The 23,340-nt window shown below is 62.4% G+C and carries 22 protein-coding genes; 6 read left to right on the forward strand and 16 right to left on the reverse strand.

The genetic code is table 11. The annotated features are described in order from the left end of the window. Positions 1–5 precede the first annotated feature (5 nt). From DI605_RS20475 to DI605_RS20515, 9 genes are all read right to left on the reverse strand, one after another. On the reverse strand, positions 6–197 hold the full coding sequence (locus DI605_RS20475; RefSeq protein WP_293977499.1) for a hypothetical protein: 192 nt from the start codon (positions 195–197) through the stop codon (positions 6–8). A 64-nt stretch (positions 198–261) separates the two neighbouring features. Beyond that, positions 262–780 carry a hypothetical protein gene (locus DI605_RS20480; RefSeq protein WP_293977501.1) on the reverse strand — a complete coding sequence of 173 codons (519 nt, stop codon included), beginning with the start codon at positions 778–780 and terminating at the stop codon, positions 262–264. A 12-nt stretch (positions 781–792) separates the two neighbouring features. Then, entirely contained in the window at positions 793–1,479 is a 687-nt protein-coding gene (locus DI605_RS20485) for a hypothetical protein (protein WP_293977503.1), read from the reverse strand. 73 nt (positions 1,480–1,552) lie between these two features. Further along, entirely contained in the window at positions 1,553–2,050 is a 498-nt protein-coding gene (locus tag DI605_RS20490; RefSeq protein WP_293977505.1) for a sigma factor-like helix-turn-helix DNA-binding protein, read from the reverse strand. A gap of 85 nt (positions 2,051–2,135) precedes the next feature. Beyond that, complete coding sequence (locus tag DI605_RS20495; RefSeq protein ID WP_293977506.1) at positions 2,136–3,008, reverse strand: hypothetical protein; 873 nt, start codon at positions 3,006–3,008, stop codon at positions 2,136–2,138. A gap of 74 nt (positions 3,009–3,082) precedes the next feature. Further along, positions 3,083–3,289 (reverse strand): hypothetical protein, encoded by a 207-nt coding sequence (locus tag DI605_RS20500; protein ID WP_293977508.1) that lies wholly within the window; start codon positions 3,287–3,289, stop codon positions 3,083–3,085. A gap of 91 nt (positions 3,290–3,380) precedes the next feature. Further along, positions 3,381–3,992 (reverse strand): hypothetical protein, encoded by a 612-nt coding sequence (locus DI605_RS20505; RefSeq protein WP_293977510.1) that lies wholly within the window; start codon positions 3,990–3,992, stop codon positions 3,381–3,383. 10 nt (positions 3,993–4,002) lie between these two features. Continuing rightward, complete coding sequence (locus tag DI605_RS20510) at positions 4,003–5,199, reverse strand: DUF932 domain-containing protein (protein WP_293977512.1); 1,197 nt, start codon at positions 5,197–5,199, stop codon at positions 4,003–4,005. 241 nt (positions 5,200–5,440) lie between these two features. Continuing rightward, positions 5,441–5,908 carry a MarR family transcriptional regulator gene (locus DI605_RS20515; RefSeq protein WP_293977514.1) on the reverse strand — a complete coding sequence of 156 codons (468 nt, stop codon included), beginning with the start codon at positions 5,906–5,908 and terminating at the stop codon, positions 5,441–5,443. A gap of 61 nt (positions 5,909–5,969) precedes the next feature. On the opposite strand from DI605_RS20515, the gene DI605_RS20520 reads away from it, so the two are divergent. Next, complete coding sequence (locus tag DI605_RS20520) at positions 5,970–7,472, forward strand: FAD-dependent oxidoreductase (protein WP_293977515.1); 1,503 nt, start codon at positions 5,970–5,972, stop codon at positions 7,470–7,472. Between the two features lie 451 nt (positions 7,473–7,923). On the opposite strand, the gene DI605_RS20525 is transcribed toward DI605_RS20520, so the two are convergent. Both DI605_RS20525 and DI605_RS20530 read right to left on the reverse strand, forming a co-directional pair. Continuing rightward, complete coding sequence (locus DI605_RS20525) at positions 7,924–8,628, reverse strand: hypothetical protein (RefSeq protein ID WP_293977516.1); 705 nt, start codon at positions 8,626–8,628, stop codon at positions 7,924–7,926. Between the two features lie 48 nt (positions 8,629–8,676). Then, positions 8,677–9,336 carry a hypothetical protein gene (locus tag DI605_RS20530; protein WP_293977517.1) on the reverse strand — a complete coding sequence of 220 codons (660 nt, stop codon included), beginning with the start codon at positions 9,334–9,336 and terminating at the stop codon, positions 8,677–8,679. A gap of 167 nt (positions 9,337–9,503) precedes the next feature. On the opposite strand from DI605_RS20530, the gene DI605_RS20535 reads away from it, so the two are divergent. Next, positions 9,504–10,466, forward strand: a complete 963-nt coding sequence (locus DI605_RS20535) for a MucR family transcriptional regulator (protein ID WP_293977518.1) — start codon at positions 9,504–9,506, stop codon at positions 10,464–10,466. 56 nt (positions 10,467–10,522) lie between these two features. Here DI605_RS20535 and DI605_RS20540 read toward each other — a convergent pair whose 3' ends face one another. The 5 genes from DI605_RS20540 to DI605_RS20560 form a co-directional block, all read right to left on the reverse strand. Further along, positions 10,523–14,815, reverse strand: a complete 4,293-nt coding sequence (locus tag DI605_RS20540; protein ID WP_293977519.1) for a strawberry notch-like NTP hydrolase domain-containing protein — start codon at positions 14,813–14,815, stop codon at positions 10,523–10,525. A gap of 133 nt (positions 14,816–14,948) precedes the next feature. Further along, positions 14,949–15,338 carry a hypothetical protein gene (locus DI605_RS20545; RefSeq protein ID WP_293977520.1) on the reverse strand — a complete coding sequence of 130 codons (390 nt, stop codon included), beginning with the start codon at positions 15,336–15,338 and terminating at the stop codon, positions 14,949–14,951. Between the two features lie 100 nt (positions 15,339–15,438). Next, complete coding sequence (locus DI605_RS20550; RefSeq protein ID WP_293977521.1) at positions 15,439–17,583, reverse strand: ParB/RepB/Spo0J family partition protein; 2,145 nt, start codon at positions 17,581–17,583, stop codon at positions 15,439–15,441. Next, positions 17,465–18,469, reverse strand: a complete 1,005-nt coding sequence (locus tag DI605_RS20555; protein WP_293977522.1) for a toprim domain-containing protein — start codon at positions 18,467–18,469, stop codon at positions 17,465–17,467. Before DI605_RS20555 ends, DI605_RS20550 begins: the two co-directional genes overlap by 119 nt. A 287-nt stretch (positions 18,470–18,756) precedes the next feature. Next, on the reverse strand, positions 18,757–19,365 hold the full coding sequence (locus DI605_RS20560; RefSeq protein WP_293977524.1) for a TetR/AcrR family transcriptional regulator: 609 nt from the start codon (positions 19,363–19,365) through the stop codon (positions 18,757–18,759). A gap of 106 nt (positions 19,366–19,471) precedes the next feature. On the opposite strand from DI605_RS20560, the gene DI605_RS20565 reads away from it, so the two are divergent. From DI605_RS20565 to DI605_RS20580, 4 genes are all read left to right on the forward strand, one after another. Further along, positions 19,472–20,191 carry an SDR family oxidoreductase gene (locus tag DI605_RS20565; protein WP_293977526.1) on the forward strand — a complete coding sequence of 240 codons (720 nt, stop codon included), beginning with the start codon at positions 19,472–19,474 and terminating at the stop codon, positions 20,189–20,191. 123 nt (positions 20,192–20,314) lie between these two features. Beyond that, positions 20,315–21,616, forward strand: coding sequence for a carotenoid oxygenase family protein (locus DI605_RS20570; protein WP_293977528.1), 1,302 nt, complete (start codon positions 20,315–20,317; stop codon positions 21,614–21,616). A 71-nt stretch (positions 21,617–21,687) separates the two neighbouring features. After that, positions 21,688–22,458: an alpha/beta hydrolase gene (locus DI605_RS20575; protein WP_293977529.1), complete on the forward strand. Its 771-nt coding sequence runs from the start codon at positions 21,688–21,690 to the stop codon at positions 22,456–22,458. A gap of 411 nt (positions 22,459–22,869) precedes the next feature. Next, positions 22,870–23,220 carry a hypothetical protein gene (locus DI605_RS20580; protein WP_293977531.1) on the forward strand — a complete coding sequence of 117 codons (351 nt, stop codon included), beginning with the start codon at positions 22,870–22,872 and terminating at the stop codon, positions 23,218–23,220. The last annotated feature ends 120 nt before the right edge of the window (positions 23,221–23,340 follow it).

Below are 23,340 nucleotides of genomic sequence, written 5' to 3' on the forward strand. Positions count from 1 at the left end.
CCTGCTTAGCGCCATCCTTTCAGCGGCGCTTCCACCAACTGGTGGAGGCCCGATCTCAGCTTGCCTCTTGAATGCTGCGCTACAACTTGCAAATCAGGATTGATCTGGCGCTGTCTGTTATGGATGTCGTCGATCCACAGCGCCGTTAATTGGCTGGGGTGCAGGGCTATTGAACGGGCGCGGGAAAGGTAGCCCATGCCTGTTTTTTGAACTGCCGAGATGGAAGACTGACAACCACAGCCTGAACCCGCCTGGATGGCGTCAGACTAGATCCGCCCGCTCCGTCCGGTTGTCGTAGAGAGGAACGTCGCCGGGCTGCCATTCGCCGACCGGCCAGATGCGCCCGTTATAGCTGATGCGGCCCACGGGCACGCGTTCGAGCAGGACGGTTGCGTCGGGGAATATGGAAGCGCCCTCCCCAACCGCGTCGCGCCGTTCGCAGTAGAGACGCGATGCCTCCGCCCAATCGGACGCGGCTATGTCCGGAAAGCCCTTCTGAGCGATTCTGAATGGCTTGCGGGACAGCCGCCGCCGCCCCTCAAAGGCGAGGATACGTGCAATATGGCCGGCATAGACGGCGACCGTTGCCCAGTAGGCTGCGAGGAAGGCCTTGCGCTTCTCCCAACTGGTGCGCGCACGACAGCGCGCATCCTTGGCAAGGTCGAACAGCAGAATGGCGAGCAGCACCCGAGTGTCTTCGGGAATTGCACGCAGGAGACGCGCGGACGGGAGACCCAGCACCGGGTTGCGAACCTCGGCTCGGCGAGAGCGGTGATCCATGTCGGCCTCCCATCACCAGTCGAAAGTCTCAAGTCCGTCGGTACAATCGGCATCGCGGTCGAGGAGCAGCCACCGACAGCCATGCAGCCGTGCAAAGTCGATGACGGAGCGCAGCTCTAGCGGCACCATGTCCAGTAAGGCTTCGTCGATGGGATCGGCGAGGACGAACCAGCCATAGCCCGTTTCGGCGACGCACAACGGCCGGCCGTCGGGGAGCATCGGTGCCCATTGGTCGAGCAGGCTGGCCGTCGATGGCCTTATGTGGCTGGTGCTGATCACCATATGGCGCCTGATACGGAGGGGAGCGACCGGCTCCGGCAAGACGCCCTCTACGGCGATGCGCTCGGTCCAGAGATATTCGTCTTCGTGACGTTCGAAATAGATCTGCACGAGTTGTTCGTCGTCGAACGTGGCAGGATCGCGCTTGTCGCGGATTTCTGGCCACCATTCACGGCAAAATCCCGCGATCTCGGCCATGAGCGTCTCGCGCGCGAGGGCCGCATGGAGGTTACCGCCCTCGCGGTGATCGATGAAGGCGACATGGACCTCAACGGCCAGTCGCGAGGAATTCGCATCGAGCCACCATTCGGCCTGTTGCAGGTCAGCAAGCAGGTCGGGGGCGGCTGTCTGCGTCCCGGCCAGGGCAACGCGAACGCGCGCCAGAATGCTGGAAAGCTGGTTATGTGTAAGCGCGGTCATGATGATCTCCTCGGATCTGGAGGCATGCGTGGGAGCGGCGATGGTCGAAGAGCGTCGAGCCTGACGACGTCGGTCAGTCCGTGCCAATTGCGCGCGCGATAGCCGCCAGGGCGTCGGCCAGATGCCGTTCGACCTGGCTCGTGGTGATGGCCAAGCGTTCGGCGATCTGGGTGATGCTTTGGCCGTCCTGCTGATGCGCGAGCAGGACGGATCGATCGGACTCCGGCAAGGCGGCGACGGTCTGGCGATATCGCTGGGCCGTTACAGGATCGATCACGGCCGGCAGCGCCGGTTCGATCCGGAGCCAGGCCCGAACCCACTCGCCCTGTTCATCCCGCGCGATGATGTTCTCGTCGTCATCGATCCGCAGAAAATCGCTGGACGACCAGCGATCGCGCGCTTGTGCGATTGCGGGATCGGTAGTGGCGGCCCGAGGAGACAAATATTTCTCAATGCGCGAGGCCAGTTCGTAGCTGTCCCGCCGCCGGTCCCGCCGCAGGCTGAAGCGCGGATGATCGTTGAAAAAGTCGAGCGCTTCGGCAAGGAGCGCGCGGGCGTGATGTTCGGGCATGAAAAATCTCCGGTTCGCCGATCCTCTTGATCGGCACCCCGCCCACACCCCCTTCCCTCCCGGGTCACCCGGTCGCTCGGGTCAATCATGCGGCCATGCGCAGCAGTGGGAGCGCGGTGACATCGCCCGCCAACGCCGAGCGATCGAGCACCGGATAAGGGAGGTCGGGAAGGCCGTGGGCCGCAATCTTCGCTGCCCGGGTTAGTGGGAAGAGGTAGACGTGGTTACCCGGATGGCGCTGGCGCCGCAGGAAACCCGCATGTTCAAGGTCAGCGAGCCAAGCTACCCGATCTTCGCCAGCCAGCGGTGCCCGCGCACCGGCCTGCAGCAATTGCTCCACGGCATAGCGCTGTCCGCTTTCGGCATTGCGAATTTTGGAAATCGCACGGCTGGATATGGGCTGGCCGTTGGGGAGGATGAGATCAACGCGGGGCGACGATCGCCCAGTGTATCGGCTACCCATAACCGAATAGAGTGTACCGACATGGCCAGGCATGAAAACCTGGCCATGTTGATCGATCCGACGGATCGGATCCGCGTAGGAAATAACCGAGATGATCTCGGGCTTCTCCTGCCGGAGAAGCTTGAAAGCGCGCGACAGCATCCAGGTCTCGGCGTTGCCGCCGGTATCGTCGAACAGGACGAGGCGGCCCAAATCGCAGGCGCTGCGCGGATTGTTGAGCCCGGCCGACTTGGGCACGCTCGCATTGTTGACGGGATGGGCGAAGATGCAAACGCCCACGAGTTCCGAATGGCCGCCCGCGCCGTTACGAAACAGGCCCACAGACAGGCGCGTTACCGGCATCGAAGCGGCATAGTGGTGTTGGCGTACGAAGGGCGCCGCTTGCGTGACGGTGTCGATCACATCGACGGCAAATCTTCTGGGATCGATTTCGCTGGCGGCGGGCACCCAGCTGCTACGTCTGTCTCGCCAGCGCTGGCTTCTGGTGGTGATCATGATCAGCAACTCGCCTTGGACAGGCCACGCCAGTCCTTCACGTTCGTGAGGGGAGAACCGGCGTGGAGTTGTGGCTATCGACCGATCACGCGGCGCGTGAGGTCCGGGATGCGGCTGTTATCGTAGGGACTGCACACCGACATCTCGATCGCGTCGCGCTGGGCACGGTACCAGTCGGTAGCGTCGACCGTATAGCGTTCGGTGGCGAAGGGCTCGCCGCCGCTCGAGAACTCGACGTCGATCGTGAAGGTCTGAAGGACGACCTGGAAGGAAGCGTTCATGATGGAATCCTTTCGATATGAAAAGGGCGGCTCCGACGAAGGTCGAGGCCGCCACGAAGGGGATGGGTTGGTGAAGTCGGCGTGGTAGTCGTCAGCCCGGAGCCCGGTTGCGCCAGCTGGCTGCGGCCTGTTCGGCGGTCAGATTGTTCCGATTGTCCCGGCAGAAGAATTGGAACTCGGTGTCGTTGGCCAGCTTGGGGGCCTGCAGTTCTTCGATCACGTCCCAGATAAACGCACCGGTCGAACCCGGGGCGGCAAGCGGGACCCACTCAACCAGATGATTGCTGTCCGCGCCGCAGCGCTCGCAGGTCTGGCTGTCATAGGTAGCAAGCAGCACCCAGGCCTGTGCATCCTCGTCCCAACAGGCGTTGGCATCCCGGCTGATCCGTCCACTGCCGCAATGGCGGCATCGCGGCATCATGGGTGCAGGGACCGGCCGATCGTTGCTACTCGCGTCCGACGATGCCGATTCTTGCGCGAAGCACGGAGGTACCGGCAGCGCCGCCACGGCATAGGCGGTGTCGATTCCAGGCCAGGCGCCGGTCAGATAGGTCGATCCGGCGCTTTCATGGTCATGCTTCTGGCCGTGCCAATCATCATCGGCCATGGCGAGTTGACAGGCTGCTTCAAGCGTCGGCGCCTCATAGGAGCGGTGCCGAAAGACCGGGAGTCGATATGTGCTTTCGATCGTGAAATTCGGCATGGCGCCCTCCTTAGCTCGCCTTGGCGAAGAGCTTGCGCGCCTTGCCTTCGATCTCGAGCCGCGTGTCCTGATTGGACTTCGCTCTGGCATGGGCGGTGATCCCTTGGACGAAATCGAACAGGCTTGCGGGCGGATGGCCTTCCTCCGACATCACCGACTGGATGATCTTCGCAGTATCTGCCTTGGAGAAGCCGCTTTTCCGCAGGAAGGAATCACGGTCCTCATCGGTCCGTGCGACGATACGAGCGCGGGCGGCCTTGACGCCTTCGATGAAGCTCATCGCCGAGGAGTCGGCGAAATTCTCGAGCGCCGGTGCAGCTTCATGAGCGAAGCGGTTGGCAGCAAACTTGGAGTGCCGGATGGAGATTTCCTCGAAATTTTCGACGCCCCAAAGATTGCGATTCATACACACGGCCCGAAGGTAAAATGTCGCGATTCCCAGTGTTTTAGAGCCAACTTCCGAGTTCCAGCAGTAGAACCCGCGGAAGAAGAGATCAGGTTCGCCATTGGGCAGTTTGCCCGCCTCGATCGGATGGGTGTCGTCGACCAGAAACAGGAAGACATCGCGATCGGATGCGTAGAGCGTGGTCGTGTCGCGGGTCACGTCGACATAGGGGTTATAGCGCATCGAACCCCAGTCGAGCACGCCGGGAACTTTCCAGCGCGTGTCCGAAACGCCGTTACCGGCAATCTTCATGACGGCCGCGACCAGTTCGTGGTCCCAGATACGGCCATAGTCGGGGCCGGTCACGGCGCGTAGTTCGGCGCGGCCCTCGTGGGTCTTCAAGAGCTTCACCTGTTCGCCGCGATGGCTGAGCAGGCCGTGCTGAAGGTTGATGCCGGCGAGCGCGGCGGGCAGGTTACGCAGATAGGAAGCGGGTGCACCAACGAGGCTCGACAACTGGCCGAAGGACCAGTTTGTCGGCGCAATGGGCTCGGCCTCGCCTGGGACGATCAGGCTGAGGCGCTCGGCATTGTCCATGCTGGCCTCGACACGCACGTCGCGGCTTTCGACGATGCGGGTTCGGGCACGGTCCGCGCGGGCGCGCACGCTGTCATAGAGGTCGTCGAGCGACAGGAACTTCTCGTCGTCGGGCCGGGAATACCATTCGGACGAAACGCGACCGATATTGCGGCCTCGGGAGATATCGACCTTGTAGGCGCCGGAGACCTGGGGCGCATGGGTTGGAGAGGCGAGCGTTGCCATGGGGAATCTCCTTGGAATGGGCCCGATCCACCTCGGACCGGCCACTCCTTCCCTTCCCCCTTCCCTCCATGGCTTGCTGCGCAATCGATTGAGATCCGTCCGCAGCAGGTGGTGACAGACATCGGCATCTATGCTGAACCGTTGGGTGCTTCCGGTCCATGCGAGCTTCGCCCGCCTTGGGGCGCTCGCGCACAAGGTCGAGAACAGGCTTTCAGCTATTCAATTGGTGGCCAGCCGGTTTTCACATGTCTGGAATATCGGGGCCGATCTCATCCGCGAACCTGCGAGTCAGTCGAACAAGATCGTCGAAATCGCGTTGGCTCCAACTCGCGAAAATCGCCAGCGCCATTCGCTCACGCGCACGGTCAATCCGGTCGGTCATCGCCTTGCCCTTAGACGTGATCGTCGCTTCACGGATGCGTCGGTCACTCGCGTTTCCTTGGCGATCGACCAGGCCGAGACTTTCGAGCTTTGCGATCTGACGGCTGACGGTGGTGTAGTCCCGGCCGACCCGATCGGCGAGATCCACTACTCCGATCGGTCCGAGCCGCTCGATCATGACCAGCAATGGGAACAGCGCCCGATCGAGGGAAATTCCTGCCTGACGCACCATGGCTTCGTCGCGCTGCGGACGGTTCATCACACTCACAATGTCGAGAAATGCACCATGGAGTTCCCGCAGCCGCGCACCGATATGTGTATTATGCACTTTTAAATTGACTCCATTTAGCCCGCCAGATTATATGCATATTACACATATGGAGATGGCGATGACAGGGCGATTTACTGCCGACGTGCTGATTTGCGGCGCCGGTGCGGCCGGCCTGACGCTCGCGATCGAACTCGCGCGGCGGGGCGTTTCGTTCCGATTGATCGAGAAGCTGGACGATCCGTTTCGCGGTTCGCGCGGAAAAGGCATTCAGCCGCGCACCCAGGAGGTATTCGAGGATATCGGTATTTTGGATCGCGTGGTCGCCGTCGGCGGCTTCTATTCCCCGCAGCGCGAGTACCACGACGATGGCAGCTTTACTGATTCCGATATCGTTGAGCATGTCGAGCCGACGCTGGCGGAACCCTATCATCTTCCGCTGATGGTGCCGCAATTCCTGACCGAGGCGGTGATGCGCGAGCGTCTGGTCGAGCTTGGTCACGTGCCCGTGTTCGGCTGCGAACTGATCGGCCTCGAGGAGGATCCCGATGGCGTGACGGTTCAGCTGTTCAGCAAGGCGGGCAAGCAAAGCGCTCGGGTGCGCTGGCTTGTGGGCGCCGATGGCGGCCGCAGTTTCATACGCCACATCCTCGACATCGGTTTCCCTGGCAAGACGCTTGGCGTCCGCGCCATCGTTGCCGATGTCTCGCTGACAGGCCTCGCACGCGATGTTTGGCACCGGTTCGCGGAAGGGGACATGGCGCGACAAATCTCGCTCTGCCCACTCGCGGGCACCGACATGTTCCAGTTGCAGGGGCCTATTCCACGTGACGGCGAGGTGGATCTGTCCGCCGAAGGCTTAACTGCCCTGCTGGCGGAACGCACCGGCCGCAACGACATCCTCATCCACTCGGTGTCCTGGGCGTCGGCCTTTCAGATGAACGCCCGCCTCGCGGAGCGCTATCGCGTCGGTCGCATATTCCTTGTGGGCGATGCCGCTCACATCCATCCGCCGACCGGCGGGCAAGGCCTCAACACGAGTGTGCAGGACGCGTATAATCTGGGATGGAAGCTGGCCTCTGTAGTGCGCGGCGCACCGGATGCGTTACTCGACACCTACGAGGAGGAGCGTCGTCCAGTCGCCGCCAACATGCTTGGCCTCGCCACCAGGCTTCTCGAGTCGGCCAAACGAGGCGATATGCGGCGCGGTCGTGAGGTGCACCAGCTCGACATCGGTTATCCGGAATCGGGGCTCGCGCTCGAAAAACCGGAGCGACGCGGCGGTCTACTCGCGGGAGACCGCGCACCCGACGCACCAATTCGTGGCTCCGCAGGTCAACCCATTCGCCTGTTCGAGTTGCTCAAAGGCCCGCATTGGACGCTTATCGGCTATGACGTAGCGCGGGAGGATGTACCTGCTCGCCGAGGGCTTCACATACATATTTTCGGGCAACGCGGCGACCTTGAGGATGACGCTGGCAACTTCAGGAGCGCCTATGGGATTGGGCCTGGCGACTGGGTACTTGTTCGTCCGGACGGTTATGTCGGTGCCATCGTCTCTTCGGCGACGATCGCGGCCTTGGAACCTTACCTGCAATCGGTAGGCCTCGCTCGCACAGAATGATAGCCCGTACTTCCGGCCATCACCTCATGCTTTGACCGAAGCAGGTCACTCCTCTCGTCGAGATCGTGAGCCGCAGCGACAGCATCCTCGGACTCGTTCAGGCGATGAAATCCGGTATCGGCATCGCGCCCCTTGCCGCGCCGAGCGCTGAAGAAGCTGGCCTGGTTGTGGTGCTGGGCCAGGTCCTCTCTTGGCCCGAACCGGGAAGTTCCTGCCTCATCTCGCGCTGCGCAATGCGCCCAGGATCACGGCGTTCTTCGATTTCATCGGCCGCGAAAAGCAGGCGATGCGGAGGATCTTCGGGTGATCTTATAGATCGAAAATGGATTGCCACGCGTCGAAGTGGCGGCGGATTTTTTCCACTCGGGCGGCTATGGTGGTACCATCATCCCTTCGGCAACGATCGCGGCTTTGAGCCCTGCATAAAATGGGGCCGGGCGGCGGCGAGATTTCAGCCAGTCTTTTGTTGCCGCCATTCATAGAGGAGATGCGCGTCAGGATCATATTCCGACCCGATGGAAATGCGGACAAACCGGCCATCGCATGCAAAGGCGGACGCACGTGGGAAGCTGAGATAGGATTTGCCTTCCAGGATCAAGTCGCCCGAACGTACCTTGATGATAGCCCTCGTGGTGCCCCGCGCCCGGTGCCCGGATGGAGCAGCGACCAGCGTCAACGCGTCGCCGGCCTTTACCTGCTTTTTGAATGCCGCCAGGGACATTACCGTATCGACCGGATTCTGCAGTCCGTTTCGTTTGGCAAGTGCTGCCCAGTAAGACTGCCCTATACGAGCTTCGCAATAGAAGGAGCAGGACCAGAAGTCCTGCAGAGGATTGGTGCGGGTGAAGCCGAAGCGTTCCATCTGATCCCGGATCGCCACCTGTACGCTTTCCTGGGAGTCTCTATCGGTGAGGTCCTCCGGCCAGTTGAGGATTTCGGCAATGATCTTGCGTCCCCCTGCGAACTTCTCAGTACGGATTGCAAAGGAAGCATTGGGAAAACAGCCCGCGAGATGCGGCTCGATGCGTGCAGCGAGCGTGGCGAGATTTTCCCCAGGCCGATAGAGATCGCCCTGATAGTGGAAATTGCCGCGATCGTCATACGGGGTTTGGCTATACAGGCGCGCGGGCGCGCCCGACGAAGTGACGTCGGTCATTTCAAGTCTCCTTGGATATTGGTTTCCGCCCTTCGCGGGCGGGACGTGTCAGGCGACTGGAACAGACGCCTCGATATCGGTCGCGAGCGACCGCCGGGCTTCGACCCAGTCGAGATATCCCAACCGGGTGTCGTCATTGGCGACCTCGATCTTCCAGTCGTCGACCGGATAAGCGGGATCGTCACCCCAGGGATCCGCCCGGATCATGAGATTTGCGCCTGCGAGCGCCTTGGACAGCGCCTCGCGCGTCGTCTCGATGATAATCCGGTCGGCGAAGACCACGCCCCAGCCACCACCGAAACTGTCGCGATAAGGTCGGCTACAGCTGAGACTCCATTCGAACCCGATCGCGCTATCGCCAAGCGAAACCGCGCAACAACGCTGGATCAGCGCAGCGATCGGGGCCGGCTGGAAGTCGGTCGTGCTGAAGATGCTGACCGTACAGATCCTCGGATCATCAGCCGAATTCGCAACGCGCAGATCGGCGCCAAAGTCGGGAAAGGCGGCATCGTCAAAGATCGACCTGAAGCCGCTGGACAGATCATCCTGTGTTTTCGGCGGGAAGATTGCGCGGAACTCGGGGCTGACCGAGCTGGGCTCGAAGCCAGCAGATAGATCGGCGGAGAGTTGCCAGGCTTCCTCGATCAGCGCAGCTTCGTCGATTGAGCAGATGAAGGCGAAGGAGCCCTGAACGTAGCTATCGGCCATAGATTTTCTCCATGAGGGAATTGCGCGGGCCAATCACCGCGCCCTCCATCGGCGCTCTCCCTCCCCTCCCTTTGACTTGCGCAGCGAATACGGGCACTCGTTCGTTTACGCTTGCGCAAGCAGGCATGGTTCAAGACCACTATCTCCAGCCAGAAGAAGGAAGTTGAATGGCCGAGACCGAACAATCGGGCGTCATGTCTTTGACCGTGACGCTGCTCAGCGCCTATTTCGCCAACAACACCGTGCCGAGCAGTGAATTACCCGCATTGGTCGAAGGGACACGCAAGGCATTGCTGGGGGATGCGACCAGCGTTGCCGTCCCCGACGAGGCGCAGGTCGAAGCCGCGCCAGCTGAAACACCCGCTCCAGCAGCACCAAACGAAGAAACAGCGGCTGCTGAGCCAGAGTTCAAACCTGTCGTATCGATCGACGAAAGTCTGGCATCAACTGATCATATTCTGAGCCTGATCGACGGCAAGCCCTACAAGGCGTTGAAGCGCCATCTGTCGACCCACGGTCTTACGCCCGCCGAATACAGGAAGCGCTATAATCTTCCTTCGGATTATCCGCTGGTTGCGCCGGGCTATTCCGCGGCGCGCCGCGAAGTGGCTCTGAAGCTTGGCCTTGGCGGCAAGCGCAAGGCTGGTGCCGCAGAACCTGAGGCAACCCCGGAGGATAATTCGGCGTCAGTACCAGCACCTGCTCCAGTTGAAGTAGCCGCCGAAAAGCCTGCGCCCGTTCGCAAGGCGCGCACGAAAGCCACAAAAGCGTCTGCTACGGCGAAGAAGACAAAGCCCAAGACCGCAGATGGCACTGACAAGCCTATCGTCGCCGCAGGACCGGTAGTAGCGTCGCCGAGTGAGCCAGCGCCGGTAGTCGAACCGGTTGCCACCAAAGCGGTGCCAGAGAAGAAAGCCTCCACTGGCGGCGCCCGTGCCAAAGCTGCTGCGGCAAAGGCACCGCCAAAGACGTCGAAGGCCAAGAACACGAACAACAAGCCCAAACCTGCTCCGACCGATGCTGTCGTCAAGCCCAAGCGTGTTCGCGCGAAGAAAGTCGAGCCGGCATCGGCAGCGCCGCCTGAAACAGCCTCTCTCGAAGCAACTCCCGCCGAGGCACCTGCTGAGTGAGGCACCGATCCGGGCGCGAGATCGTGCCCGGATCGTCCTCTGCTCGTCAATGTTGGTCAGATCCGTGTCATGGTGAGCACGGCCTCGACGATTTCTTGCGTACGGTCGGCGGGGATAAACAGCCTGGTCTTGTAGGCGATGACCTCGCTGAACACGCCGCGGGCCTTCAGTCGCTCGCGATCTTCGGGTCGATAATTACGGATTTCGAGCCGACGCGTGCCGTTGACCAGTGCTGTCGCGAGCATCGCCCCTCCCAGCCCCGGTATCGCGATCCCCGAACCCTTCTGTGCAGCAGCGCATAATTCTGCTGCCGATAGTTCGACCATTCCGTCCAGCCCGAAAGCCGCTTCCAGTTCGGGCATCGCTGCAGGCGGAATCAAACGGCCCAGGATCGACATGCCCTCGCCATCATCGATCCGCCAGACGCGCACATCGTCTTGCGGAAGCCTATGCCAGACCGGCAGGAGGAGACCGGTCGCCACACTTACCGTCTCGATATCGACCTTGGTCTCGGCCTCGGTCGCCTCGGCCTCCCAGAGGGGACCGAACTCCTCGCGATCGATCCGCTCCCAATGACTGTTCCACAGCGCTGTCTCATGCATCCGGGAGGAACCGGTCGGGCGGATGAGCTGACACATCGGGATGATGCGGCCTTCCTCGTCCGTGATCGACCAGGACGGTACCTGCAGGGCGATGCGCTTCGAGCGCCGGTTTCGGAGGAAAGCGATCTCGCGCGTTCCCTCCCAGATCTGCATCAGCCTGTTCCAGCGGGTGACCGAGGGGCGCAGGTGAAGCTCAAGCCGTAGCATCTTTGTCTCGGCGGCCGTGATCGGATCCGTGCGCAGGACGTGCTCGGACTTCACGACGATCCGCTCGGCACGGATTGTCTCGACGCCTACATCCAGCGTCCCCGCCTCGCGTGCTGCGTCGACGCGCGCCTGGATAAGGCCCATATATTCGTCGAAAATGGCATTCTGGGTGACGATCCGGAGAGCGAGGATCCGATTCAGCCAGCGCTGGATGGGCGGGAGTTTTTCGAGCAGCGCCCCATTTTCGTCGGTGAGCTTAAGACCGGTCATGCCCTGGAAATCGCCGAGGTTGACGCTGGACAGCTTGCTCGCGTGGAGAAGGTGATACCATTGCGTCAGGGCCTCGCGTGCGTAGTCGCTTTCCAAATTGTCGGCGGGATCAAAGAGATTTTGCCCTCCGGTCTGGCGCTGTCCGCGAGTCAGTGCCCCCAGACTGTCAAGGCGGCGAGCGATGGTCGAGATGAACCGTCGCTCACCCTTGCAGTTGGTTGTGACCGGTCGGAAAACGGGCGGCACGCTCTGGTTGGTACGATGTGTTCGTCCCAACCCCTGGATTGCGACGTCGGCACGCCAACCCGGCTCGAGCAGAAAATGGACCCGGCGCTTGTCGGCCGTCTTACAGCCGAGATCGGCATGGTAGGAACGGCCCGTGCCACCGGCGTCCGAAAATACGAGGATCGGCTTGCGTCCATCCATGAACGCCTGGGTTTCGGCGATGTTCGCGCGCGCGCCCCGGCGTTCAAGCTTCTGACATCCGTCGCTGCCGATCACGATGCGACGCGATCGGCCCGTGACTTCCGCCACCCGTGCCGTTCCAAAATGTGCGAGCAGCGCGTCGAGCGCGGCCGGCACCCGGGGCATCGCACAAAGCTCCTCGATCAACGCATCGCGGGCGGCAATGGCTTCTGCACATTCGACCATATTGCCTGCTGCGTCCCGCATGGGTTCGGACCGAAGCGATCCGTCGCTGGTCGCAAGCACCCGCATCTGCTGTGTGGGGAACGCGTTCTTGAGATAGTCGATGAGGGTTGCACGGGGAGATAGTTCTAAATCGAGGTGCGCGCGCTCTTCAGCCGAGAGTTCAGCCAGGCGTCGGTCAAGGATGGCCTCGGCTGTGCTGACCAATTGAATGACGGCAACATTGCCGGCAGCGAGTTCGACCTCGATCGCTTCGAAAACGGTCGGCATCTTCATCGAGATCAGGAGCGCCGACCAGAAGCGTTGCTTTGAACTTTCGAACCGGCTGAGTGCCGAGCCCTTGGCCATGGCGTTAAGCGTCCGCCCAGATGCGCGATCGACGATATTGGCGGCCTCGAGCGCAGCGGTCAGGTTACGGTGCACGATGGCCCAGGCGTCGGCGTAGGCATCATAGACCTCAATCTGGGCGGCTGTCAGCCTGTGCTCGAGCGGGTCATATTCTACGCCTGCAAAGCTCAATGCACGCGCAGTGTAGAGGCCCATTGCCTTGGTGTCGCGCGCGACGATCTCCATCGCGGCAATGCCGCCTTCATCCATGGCGCAAAGAAAAGCGTCGCGATCCTGGAAGGCGGTCCCCGGCCCCCACAGGCCCAGCCGGGCAGTGTAGCTCAGATTTTCCGGCTTGGTCGCGCCGGTGGCAGACACATAGATGATGCGGGCGCGTGGCAGCGCGATCTGCAGGCGAACTCCGGCCAGCCCCTGTTCCGATCCCTTTGCCGCACCAAATTCGGTTTCCGTGCCGGCAGCATTGCCGAGAGCATGGGATTCATCGAGCAGGATCACGCCTTCGAAATCGGGGCCCGCCCAGTCGAGCAGTTGCTGCAGGCGTGACGCGCGGTCATGACGCTGGGAGCGCAGCGTTGCATAGGTGAGGAACAGGATGCCGCTGTCCATGCTGACCTGCTCGCCAAGCGGAAAGGCGTCGAGTGGCTGGATGTCGATCGGCACACCGCCCAGCGCGCTCCAGTCCCGGCGCGCGTCCTCGATCAGGGCTGAACTACGGGAAATCCAGATCGCCTGGCGTCGACCCCGATTCCACTGATCGAGAATGATGCCGGCACCTTCGCGCCCCTTTCCGACGCCGGTGCCGTCAGCGATGAAGAAGCCAGTCCGATAAACCGCGCCTTCGGGATCCTCATGAAGTTGGTCACCCGCTTTGTTGGGTGCGAAGGTGCCCGGCAGATCGCGTTCGCAGGCTTCCCCAGCATGGATGATCGTTTCCAGCTGGGCGTCTGATAGCGCCGCGAGTGCATGGTCCCGCAGCATCGGACGGTAGGTCGGCGCCGGTAGGAGAACCGAGGCCATGGCGACGGATTCGACAAGCTGGTCGGGGTGGGGTTTGGCGCTCTCAATCTCGATCCTGGCCGGACGCCAAGGCGCATAATGGCCAACCGGGTCACCCGGCGGCAGCGGCGTATCGCGGACGGCATAGTCGAGCGGTCTGGCGCTGCTGTCCGCCGCAATCCTGTCAGGCTTGACCAGTATGCGCTTCTGCAGCCCGCCGAATATCGCCGACGGCGATAGCTGGGCCTGTTTGCGTGGCCTGAGCGGAACGACAGCGGGTGCGGGCGGCTCCGGGTCCGGGAACGGGAGACGTGGCGGAATGCGGCTTACAAATCCTGCCGCTTCTTCGATCGATTGCATGGTGTGGCGCTCGGTGGTGCCCGCCCATCCCTTGTCGAAGAGGACCAGGCGAACCGCGATGCTGGTGCCATGTTTGGCATAGGGATTGCCCAGGATGGTGATCTCGACGCGTGGCATCACGGTCTCGCAGACCATCGTGTAGCCGCTGGCCGCTGTGCCGTCGGCCGCGAAGCTCGGCGGCATGATCGCCACACAGCGGCCGCCGGGCGCGAGACGAAGCAGCGCGGAACGCAGATGCCGCGCCCCGGCGAAACGGTCCTTGCCCCGCCCGTCGCTTCGGCTGAAGGGTGGATTCATCAGCACGACAGTCGGCGCAACGGGCCCGGGCAGCAGATCGTGGATGAACTCCGCGTCGTGCATCGTGACGGCCTTGCCAAGAAGCTGGCCTAGCAGCGCCGCGCGTCCGGGATCACGTTCGTTGAGTGTCAGTCCGGCAGCGACGAGCTGCGCATGGACCGCCAGCATGCCGGTGCCGGCGGAGGGTTCCAGAACATGATCGTCCTTGCCGATCCGGGCTGCCTGCGCGGCGATCCAGGCGAGTGAAATCGGGGTACTGAATTGCTGCATCTCGACCTGGTGCTCGCTGCGATAGGTCTGGGTGGGCAGCGCACGCTCGAATCGGCGGAGCGTCGCGAACGCATCGTTGCCGGCGATATCGAGACGGGCCATGCCTGAGGACGAACTCAGCATCAGGACCTGAGCGGCTTCAAGCGCGTCGTAGGCATCGCGCATCGACCAGACGCCGGTTGCGTCGGATGCCGAAAAGGCTTCTTCCATGAGGCGTTTGAGGTCCTGGCGTCGGACCGAACGGCCATGGCCGATCATTTCGGCGAGCCGGATTGCAACTGAGTGCAGATGAGCGGTCTTGTGGTTTTGCGGCTCGCCGGGTTGGGCGAGCGCAAGTAGCGGAAGAGACATGGCGGAACTCCGATCTGGATCAGGACCATCGCGGCCCGCCAATTCCCTCCCCCTTCCCTCCCATGGTGGGCGGGCACAAAAATAGGGCCATGGCGTCGAGCCAGGCCCCATGAGGTTGGCGATATCGGTTGCGTCAGGCGAGCGTGTCGCAACCTTTTGGCTCACCGAGCAGGATCACCGCGATCGACGGCTTGTCGTCAGTTGGATGCTTGCGGCTGTCATAGGCATGGCGCCCTCCGCGCCCGATGGTCAGCATGTCGAAGGTCGGCGACAGGTCGCCCTTCGCATTGGCGATCGTCGTCCGATTGTCGTGATATTGAACGTCGACGAAGCTCGGCGGCCTGCCTCGCCGATACTCGCCGAAGAAGAAGGTGATCCGGCGCCCGTCGGAGGTCCGCGCGCTGATCGTGAAGTTGCCGTCCGGAATATCGATGGGCAGCGTAGGTACATCATTGAAGCGGGCAAAACCGATCGCCTCGGCATCGCTCGCGGTCATGACGGGGAGTTGGGTGACGTCAGCCATGGGGTCTCTCCCGATACAGCGGGAACCGCGAATAATGTGGCCCGCAAAGGAAAAAGGGGGCCGCGACGCATGGCCGCGACCCCGCAGGCTTCGGATCAGTTCACGCAGCCTGAGCCAGTTTATCCTCGCCGCCCGGCACGGACAGATCGTTCGCGGGCTGCGCTTCGATCTGGATGTCAGGCCGGGTGAACCGCATGACATCCGGCACCCAGGTGAGAGCAGCCTCCCGAAGGTCGGCCTCGATCGGCACGCTACCGGCGAAGATCTTTTCGGCCGAGGTCGCAAGATCATGCTTCTTCGACGCGCCGTAGCGGCTCGACAACTCCTTGCCACCGATCTCTTCGAGATGAGCGAGGATCGCGGCCTTGCTGCTCAAGCGGTCGAAATAGTTGTTCGCGGTCGGCCGCCACCAGGCCGCGACATCGATTTCGAGCTTGGTGCCGAGATGATCGATGAAGTCCTCGCCATCACGACCGGCGACGACGGCGTGGAGCGTGCGGGCAATCGCCCAGGCAAGCCATGCCGCGCGCGCCTCATCGGGGAGAGCGCAGAAGGCATCGTAGCGCGCGCAGGCGTCACCTGCCTCGATCCAGTTGCGGTCGAGCGCCTCGTCAATCTTGCTCCATTCCTCGGCCGCCTGGGTGACGCTCTGGAAGCCGGTGAGCGCGGACCAGGGTTTGTCGGCCTTCAGTTCGGTCGCGAGGTCCGAGCCGCCATAGCGACGGGTCGCCTTGTCGACCATCCAGAAGGTGCCGAGGTCGAGCGCGAAGCCGGGGTCGCTGGCGATGTGAACCCGCACCAGTTCGCTCTTCATTTCGGCCAGTTCCTGAGAAAGGCGCTGGCTGTAGGCCGGCTTGCCCGAGGTGATGACCGGATCGCCCGAGTCGTCCCCGTCTTCGCCGTCGTCGTCCGGCTCGTGCGTTTCGTCCTGCTCGACCGGTGCGACATAGAGCTGCTCATGCAGACGCGGCTCTCCGTCATGGCCTATGACGACATAGGCGAGAGCGCCCGCCTTCTGTTCGTCGGTCAGGACCGGAACGGGCTTCTCGATCGCGCGATATTCCGCTTCGAGCGCTTCGACACGATTGGCGATCTCGGTCGCGTTCTCTTCCTCGGCCTCTTCATAGGCTTCGTTGGCCGCTTCGAGTTCGACCTCGATCTCCTCAAGCCGGGCCTGCTGCTGCTCCGTGAGCGGCGGGGTTTCGCCCCTGAGCGGGCGCAGATCCCAGGTATCGTTGTAGGTGACGTGCGTGGACGGGAGCACCCGGATCTCGGCGAAGCCCTCACGCTCACGCATTGCCTCGGCAGCAACCGCCATCTTGTCGGCGACGAGGCGATTGAGGATATCGCCATCGATCCAGCGTTCGGTGGTCGAGTCGGTAAAGAGGTCGAGATCGACCCGACCGCCCGCTTCGATATAGGCGGCACGGCCGACGAGAAGCGCCTTGGGATCGTTGCCGACATAGGTGTGTTCGGCAAGCTGCCGCCGGATCTCGTTCACGTTGGCGCGATAGTAGCCGTCCTTGAGAAGTTCGAAGGTCTCGGCTTGGCGAGCCCGATCGCTGCTGCTGGCATAGGCGACAGCGATGTCGAGCGTGATCTCGCCATTGCGCAGCGCCTCGAAGACCGGTTCGGCAAGATCTGCCAGGCGCAGCCGGCTACGAACGAACCGTTCGGTAAGCCCGAACCGCTTCGCAACATCCTCGGGGGTCTTGCCTTCGCTCTCGATGATGTCCTGGAAGGCCCGGCAGGTGTCGGCCGGGTTCATCGTGAGATTGAAGAAATTCTCCTCGAGGCTCGTCTCGATCGCATCCTTGGCGTTACCGAGGACGAGAACCGCGAGCTGATAGTCGTCACCGAAGACGCCCTTGTCGATAAGGCGATGTACCGCATCCAGGCGGCGGCCGCCGGCGATGATGCGATAGTGGCCCTTCTTGCGCGAGACGGGCACACCGATGAGGTTCTGCCGCACGCCCTTGGCGGCGATGTTCGCCTCGAGCTGCGCGTCGGCGACCGCATCACTGACAGTGCGGACGTTACTGGGCGACTTGGTGAGGTTCGCCGCAGCAACGAGGATGGGAAGTTGGGTCATGTCGGATATTCTCCTGGCGGGGACAGCCTGACCGTCAGGCCACTTGCCGCCACCAATCCCCCACTCCCTCCCCTCCCTCACGCAGCACGTCGTTCCAGTCCTTGAAGCCCATCGGTGGGAATTCGATGGCGATGTCGCGCCCCGGCCGCGCATAGGTTTCGAGCGCATTGGCTGCGCCAATCTCACCGGCGACGTCATTGTCGGGAAAAAGAACAAGCCGGGTCACGCGATCGGGTATTGCGATCTGGTGCAGCCGCTCGCTGCCCAAGGTCGCCCAGACGGGAATGCCGAAGAGGATCATGGCCGAGAGTGCCGTTTCGACACCTTCGGCAAGTCCGAGGACAGAGGTCGCCGGGCCGAGCATGACGGCGGCGCAGTCGGGGCGTCCGAGGGTCATTCGTGGATCGGACAGATCGCGGGCGCGACGGGCATCGCCCCGATCGAAAAAGGTCCGCTGGATCGCGACGAATCGCCCTTCTTCGTGAAGGCCGCCATCGTGGAGCGCCGCGATCATTGCGGGCCTGAAGTCGACCGCTCCGCTTTGGCCGAGGGGTGTCCGCGGATGAAAGCGTAGCGCACGTGGCAGCAGCGCAATTCGCCTGCGGCGCAGATAGATTTCGGCGGCTGTGCCAGTGATCGGCCGTGCCTCATCCCAGATGCGCAATGCTTGCTGGCGCCGCCAAAGATCGGTCGGCATCCTGGCAGTCGGCAGGGATCCGCCATCCGAATGGCGCAACGCATGTTCGTCGAGGCGAAGGATTTCGCGAATGACGTCACGCGAATCACAGCCGGCAAAGCATTTGAACAAGAGCGCATGGTCGCCGACACGGACCGAGAGACTCGGGCTGCGATCTGCATGGGCCGGGCAAAGGCACATGGCGCCGCCGGGCTTCCAGACCCCACCCAGGCGTTTGACGATATCGGAACCGATCGCTTCAAGTTCCGGATTATGTTTGTTGGCAAGGCGAGCCATGGGTTGTCCCCCAGTAGGCTGCCGATCTCCGACCCTGTGCAGTGAAGCGTGAACGGAGGCTGGCAAGCAAGCATGTGACCGGCGACCCGAAGATCGCCCAACGGCCTTCTTCCCACTCCCCTCCCCGTATGCGGCTCAAACAATTGCGTGTTTCGAAGGCGCAAGTTGCAAGCCAGCAATGCCGCGCAGTCCCAGTCCGGGCGCGCCGCGACCTTTCGGCCCAGCGTCGCGGCTCCGCACACGGGCAATTCGCCGGCAAGTCTTTGCGTGCGACGCCTGATCTGCACGAGCGCGCGGGCGATCGTCCCAACGGCTGACGATTGTCCGGCAAACCAGACAGGTTGACCACGGCGTTACTTGTGCTGCTCCAGCCCTTCGAGGAGGACCAGCAGGGCCGCGTCGGAGGCACGGTCTGACCCGACCACATCGGGTCCCAAAAGACCGTCGAGCGTCAGGAGCGTGACGCCATGCAGATGTGCCCAGGCTGCGCCGACCTGTTCGACTACCTCCCCTTTGCGCAACCAGCCCAGACGCTGCCCCTCCTCAATTAGGTCGACAAGAACGGCAAGTGCAGCGACGCCGTGCTCCTTGAGCCGGCCACTCGCAGATTCCCGCGCATCCGCGCTGAACATGAGGCGATAAAGATTGGGGTTCTCCGTTCCGAACCGCACATAGGCGCGCGACATCTCGATAAATTGATTCCGCAACGTGACGGCCTCTGAAGGGCGCGCTGCCAGCAGGGCTGTGCGCAGTCGGTCCATCCCGATCAACGCCAGCTCCGCAAGCAGCGCCGCCTTGTCGGGAAAGTGTTTGTAGGAGGCGGTGTGGCTGACGCCGGCGCGGCGCGCGAGCTCGCGCAAAGTGAACTGCCAACCATTCTCTTCGGTCAGCATTGCCAAGGCGGTGTCGAGCATCGTCCGCCGCAGGTCACCATGGTGGTAGCGTTTGGGTTCGTCGTTCATGGCGCAAAGTTACCACGGGAAACTTATGTTGACAATGGTAACTTGCAAGCGTAGTTCGAGTCGAAGTGACCAATGGTCACATTCTCGAAAATGAAAGGAATGACCCATGCGACTGAACAACAAAATCGTGCTCGTCACTGGTGCCGCCAGCGGCATCGGCTACGCCATCACGGAGCTCTTCGCAGAGCAGGGCGCAACCGTCTTCGCCAGCGATATCAAGGCACCGCTCAAACCCTATGCTGAAGGCGTGGAGGCGCTCGACCTCGACGTGACCAGCGAAGCGGCGTGGAAGGAAGCGGTCGATGCAGTCGTCGGCAAGGCTGGCCGGCTCGATGTGCTGATCAACAATGCCGGCATCATCGCCTATGAGCCGCTGGACGAGCTTGGTATCGAGGCATGGAACCGGATGATCGCGGTCGACCAGACCGGCGTGTTCCTGGGCATGCGTGAGGCGGTGCGGGTGATGCGCCCGCAGCAGTCGGGCTCGATCATCAACATCTCCTCGATCTGGGGCAGCGCGGCGGTCGGCGGCGCGCACAGCTACCACGCCGCCAAGGGCGCGGTGCGCAACATGTCGAAGAATGCTGCGATCACCTATGTCGGCGACGGCATTCGCGTGAATTCGGTGCATCCGGGCTTCATCGCCACGCCGCTGACCGATGCACAAGCAGCCGACCTCAACGAGGCGACCATCGGCGCCACGCCGATGAAGCGCGCCGGCCGGCCGGAAGAGATCGCCTATGGCGCGCTGTTCCTGGCCTCCGACGAGTCCAGCTACGTCACCGGCACCGAACTGGTGATCGACGGCGGATATCTCGCGCAGTGACCTTGAAGCGCCCTGGCTGCCGGCGGCCGGGCCGCTTCAAACATCCGCTCATTCCCTGGACGCCGAAAGGACATCGCCATGTTTCGCGAGCCCAAGACAATCGCCAATCCCTTCCTCGCCGGCGTGCACACGCCGATGCAGGAGGAACTCACGATCGAGGATCTCGCCGTCACCGGCACGATCCCTCCCGCGCTCGACGGGCGCTATTTGCGCATGGGTCCCAACCCCATGTCCACTGCCAAGCCGGCAAAGCATCACTGGTTCGCCGGTGACGGCATGATCCATGGCCTGCGCATCGAACATGGCCGGGCACTCTGGTATCGCAACCGGTGGATCCGTTCGGACGCTGTGACCAAGGCACTCGGCGAGTCCCGCACGCCCGGCCCGCGGCACCTGTTCGACACGGTCAATACCAATGCGCTGGGATTTGCGGGCAAGACGCTCGGCCTCATTGAAGCAGGCGGCACGCCGGTCGAGATCGGCGAGACGCTGGAGACGCTGCGCTACACCGATTTCGACGGCGGCCTGCATGGCGGCTTTGCCGCGCACCCGCATGTCGATCCGGTCACCGGCGAAATGCTGGCGGTCTGCTACGACGCCAAGCAGTGGGGCGAACTGCGCTATGTTGTGGTGACACCCACGGGCGAGGTGCGGCGCGAGGTGAATATCCCGGTCAAGCATGGCCCGATGATCCACGACTTCGCATTCACGCGGCGCTTCGCCATCATTCTCGACTTGCCGGTGACCTTCTCGCTGAAGGCAGCGATCAGCGGCTACAGCTTCCCCTATCGCTGGAATGAGGGGCATAAGCCTCGCCTTGGTCTCCTGCCGCGTGAGGGCGAGGCAAAGGACATTGTCTGGATCCCGGTCGATCCCTGCTTCGTCTTCCACGCAGTCAATGCCTATGATCGTGCCGACGGCACGCTGGTGCTCGACCTCGTCGTCCATGACCGCATGTTCGCAACGAGCAGGGTCGGGCCCGATTCGAAACATTGCGCACTGGAGCGTTGGTTGGTCGATCCGGCCGGCGGCAGCGTCGAACGGCTCGTCCTCGACGACACGCCGCAGGAATTCCCGCGCGCCGACGAGCGGCACCTCGGACAACCCTATCGCTATGCCTACACCATGGCGATGGTCGGTGACTTCCTGGGCGCTGGCCTGTTCAAGCACGATCTCCAAGCTGGCACGCGGCAGGTGCACGAATTCGGGCCGGATCGGCACCCTTGCGAGTTTGTTTTCGTGCCCGCTCATAAGGAGGCGGAAGAGGACGAAGGCTGGCTGATCGGTCTCGTCATCGATGCCGGGGCCGCGACGACGGATCTCGTCATCCTCAATGCCGGTGACTTCGAGGGTGAACCCCAGGCCAGCATACGCCTGCCGCACATCGTACCGCCCGGCTTCCACGGCAACTGGGTGGCAAACTGATCATCGACCGCTGCCGGGACGGTCCTTCGAATTTCGGCATTCCCTCGACCTGATGAACAAGGAGAATAGACGTGAAGAAAGTTGCTACCGCCCTTGCGGCGCTTTCGCTGGGCTCGGCACCAACGGCCGTTTTGGCCGCGCCGGATAATCCGCGCCCGGCCATCCTTCTGGTCCACGGAGCCTTCGTCGACGGATCGGGATGGGCCGGTGTCCATCGCATCCTGCGCAACGCCGGGCACGAGGTCGTGGTCGTCCAAAATCCCACGACCTCGTTCGCTGAGGACGTCGCCGCAACCAGGCGCGCAATCGCTGCGACCGGCGGGCGGGTCATTCTGGTCGGTCACAGCTATGGCGGCGTGGTCATCACCGAGGCCGGAAATGATCCGAAGGTGGCGGCGCTCGTCTATGTCGCGGCATTCGCGCCTGACCAGGGCGAATCCGTGGCATCACTGGTTCCGCCACCCGCACCCGACGCGCCGCCCTCCCCGATCCTGGCGCCGGTCGACGGCTTCCTGTCGATCGACCGGACGGCGTTTTCCTCGGCCTTTGCCGCCGATGTCGACCCCCAAGTCGCGCGGTTTATGGCGGATTCCCAAGTCCCTTGGGGCGTGCAGGCATTCACCGGTCAGATCACAGCTCCCGCCTGGAAAACCAAGCCAAGTTGGTATCTGATACCTGCCGGTGACCAGATCATCCCGCCGGTTGCGCAGCGCGCAATGGCAGCACGAGCGGGCGCAACGATCCAGAGCGTCAGCGGCAGCCACGCCGTCTATGTCGCTAATCCCGATGCGACTGCCGCTATAATCGAGGCAGCGGCAAATAGCATCGAGCAGCAACACTGAGTTGGTGCGATTGTGCGGCGCGGATTGGACAGCGGCGGAGCCGTGACGACTGACGGCTTCGCCGCTTCGACAATCATCGAGGCGCCCTTCCGCCATCGACTGACCGATACTCAGGAACCTTCGAGACTACCGATCATAGTCGCGATCGCCAAACACTGAGTTCGCAAACATCGACTGCCGCGCAAAATGATATTCCTCCAAAACGGAGGATTGTTGGCACCCGGCATTTACACGCAAAAACTTACAATATCCACGGCCGCACAACGGGTTTCCTTCTCGCATGAGAAAGGAGCAATCCATGATCGTTCCAACATTATTGAAACCGCACCTTTTTCGAATGCCCCTAGCAGAGACGGGAGGCGCAAGATGATAGAAGGGCCCAGTATAACGACGACGGTGAACCGATGCAGCATGATCGGATTGACCGAAGAGGTTCAGAGGCTGCGGGCGGTCGAGTTCGGCAAGGAGCTTTTCACCATCCCGGCATTCGAAATGCTCCTTGACCTCTATTCCGGCAGAAACGTCCAACCACGCTCGCTTACATCTTTGACAGGCGCCTCCAGCGCGTCGGAGCGAAACTCCCAGCGGATCGTCCACCGGCTCGCTGAACGCGGTTTCGTCGACCTCTATCGGGACCCTTCCGACGGACGCCGGATCATCGTCGAACTCAAGGAGGAGACGACGGCGATGCTCGATCGCTTCTTCGACAGGCTTGTGGAACTGACGGGAGAATTGCCGATGTATCAACGCCGCCAGAAATGACGGCTTGGCTCCAAAGCCGCATCACGAAGGCGCCTGCTATCCACGCCTTGCATGGGGCAAGAATTCAAGGCACACTTCTCCTGCAGCGCGTGAAATGGCCGGGGTCCGCGCGCAGGATAA

Source organism: Sphingomonas sp., assembly GCF_003248515.1.
GTDB lineage: Bacteria > Pseudomonadota > Alphaproteobacteria > Sphingomonadales > Sphingomonadaceae > Sphingomonas_I.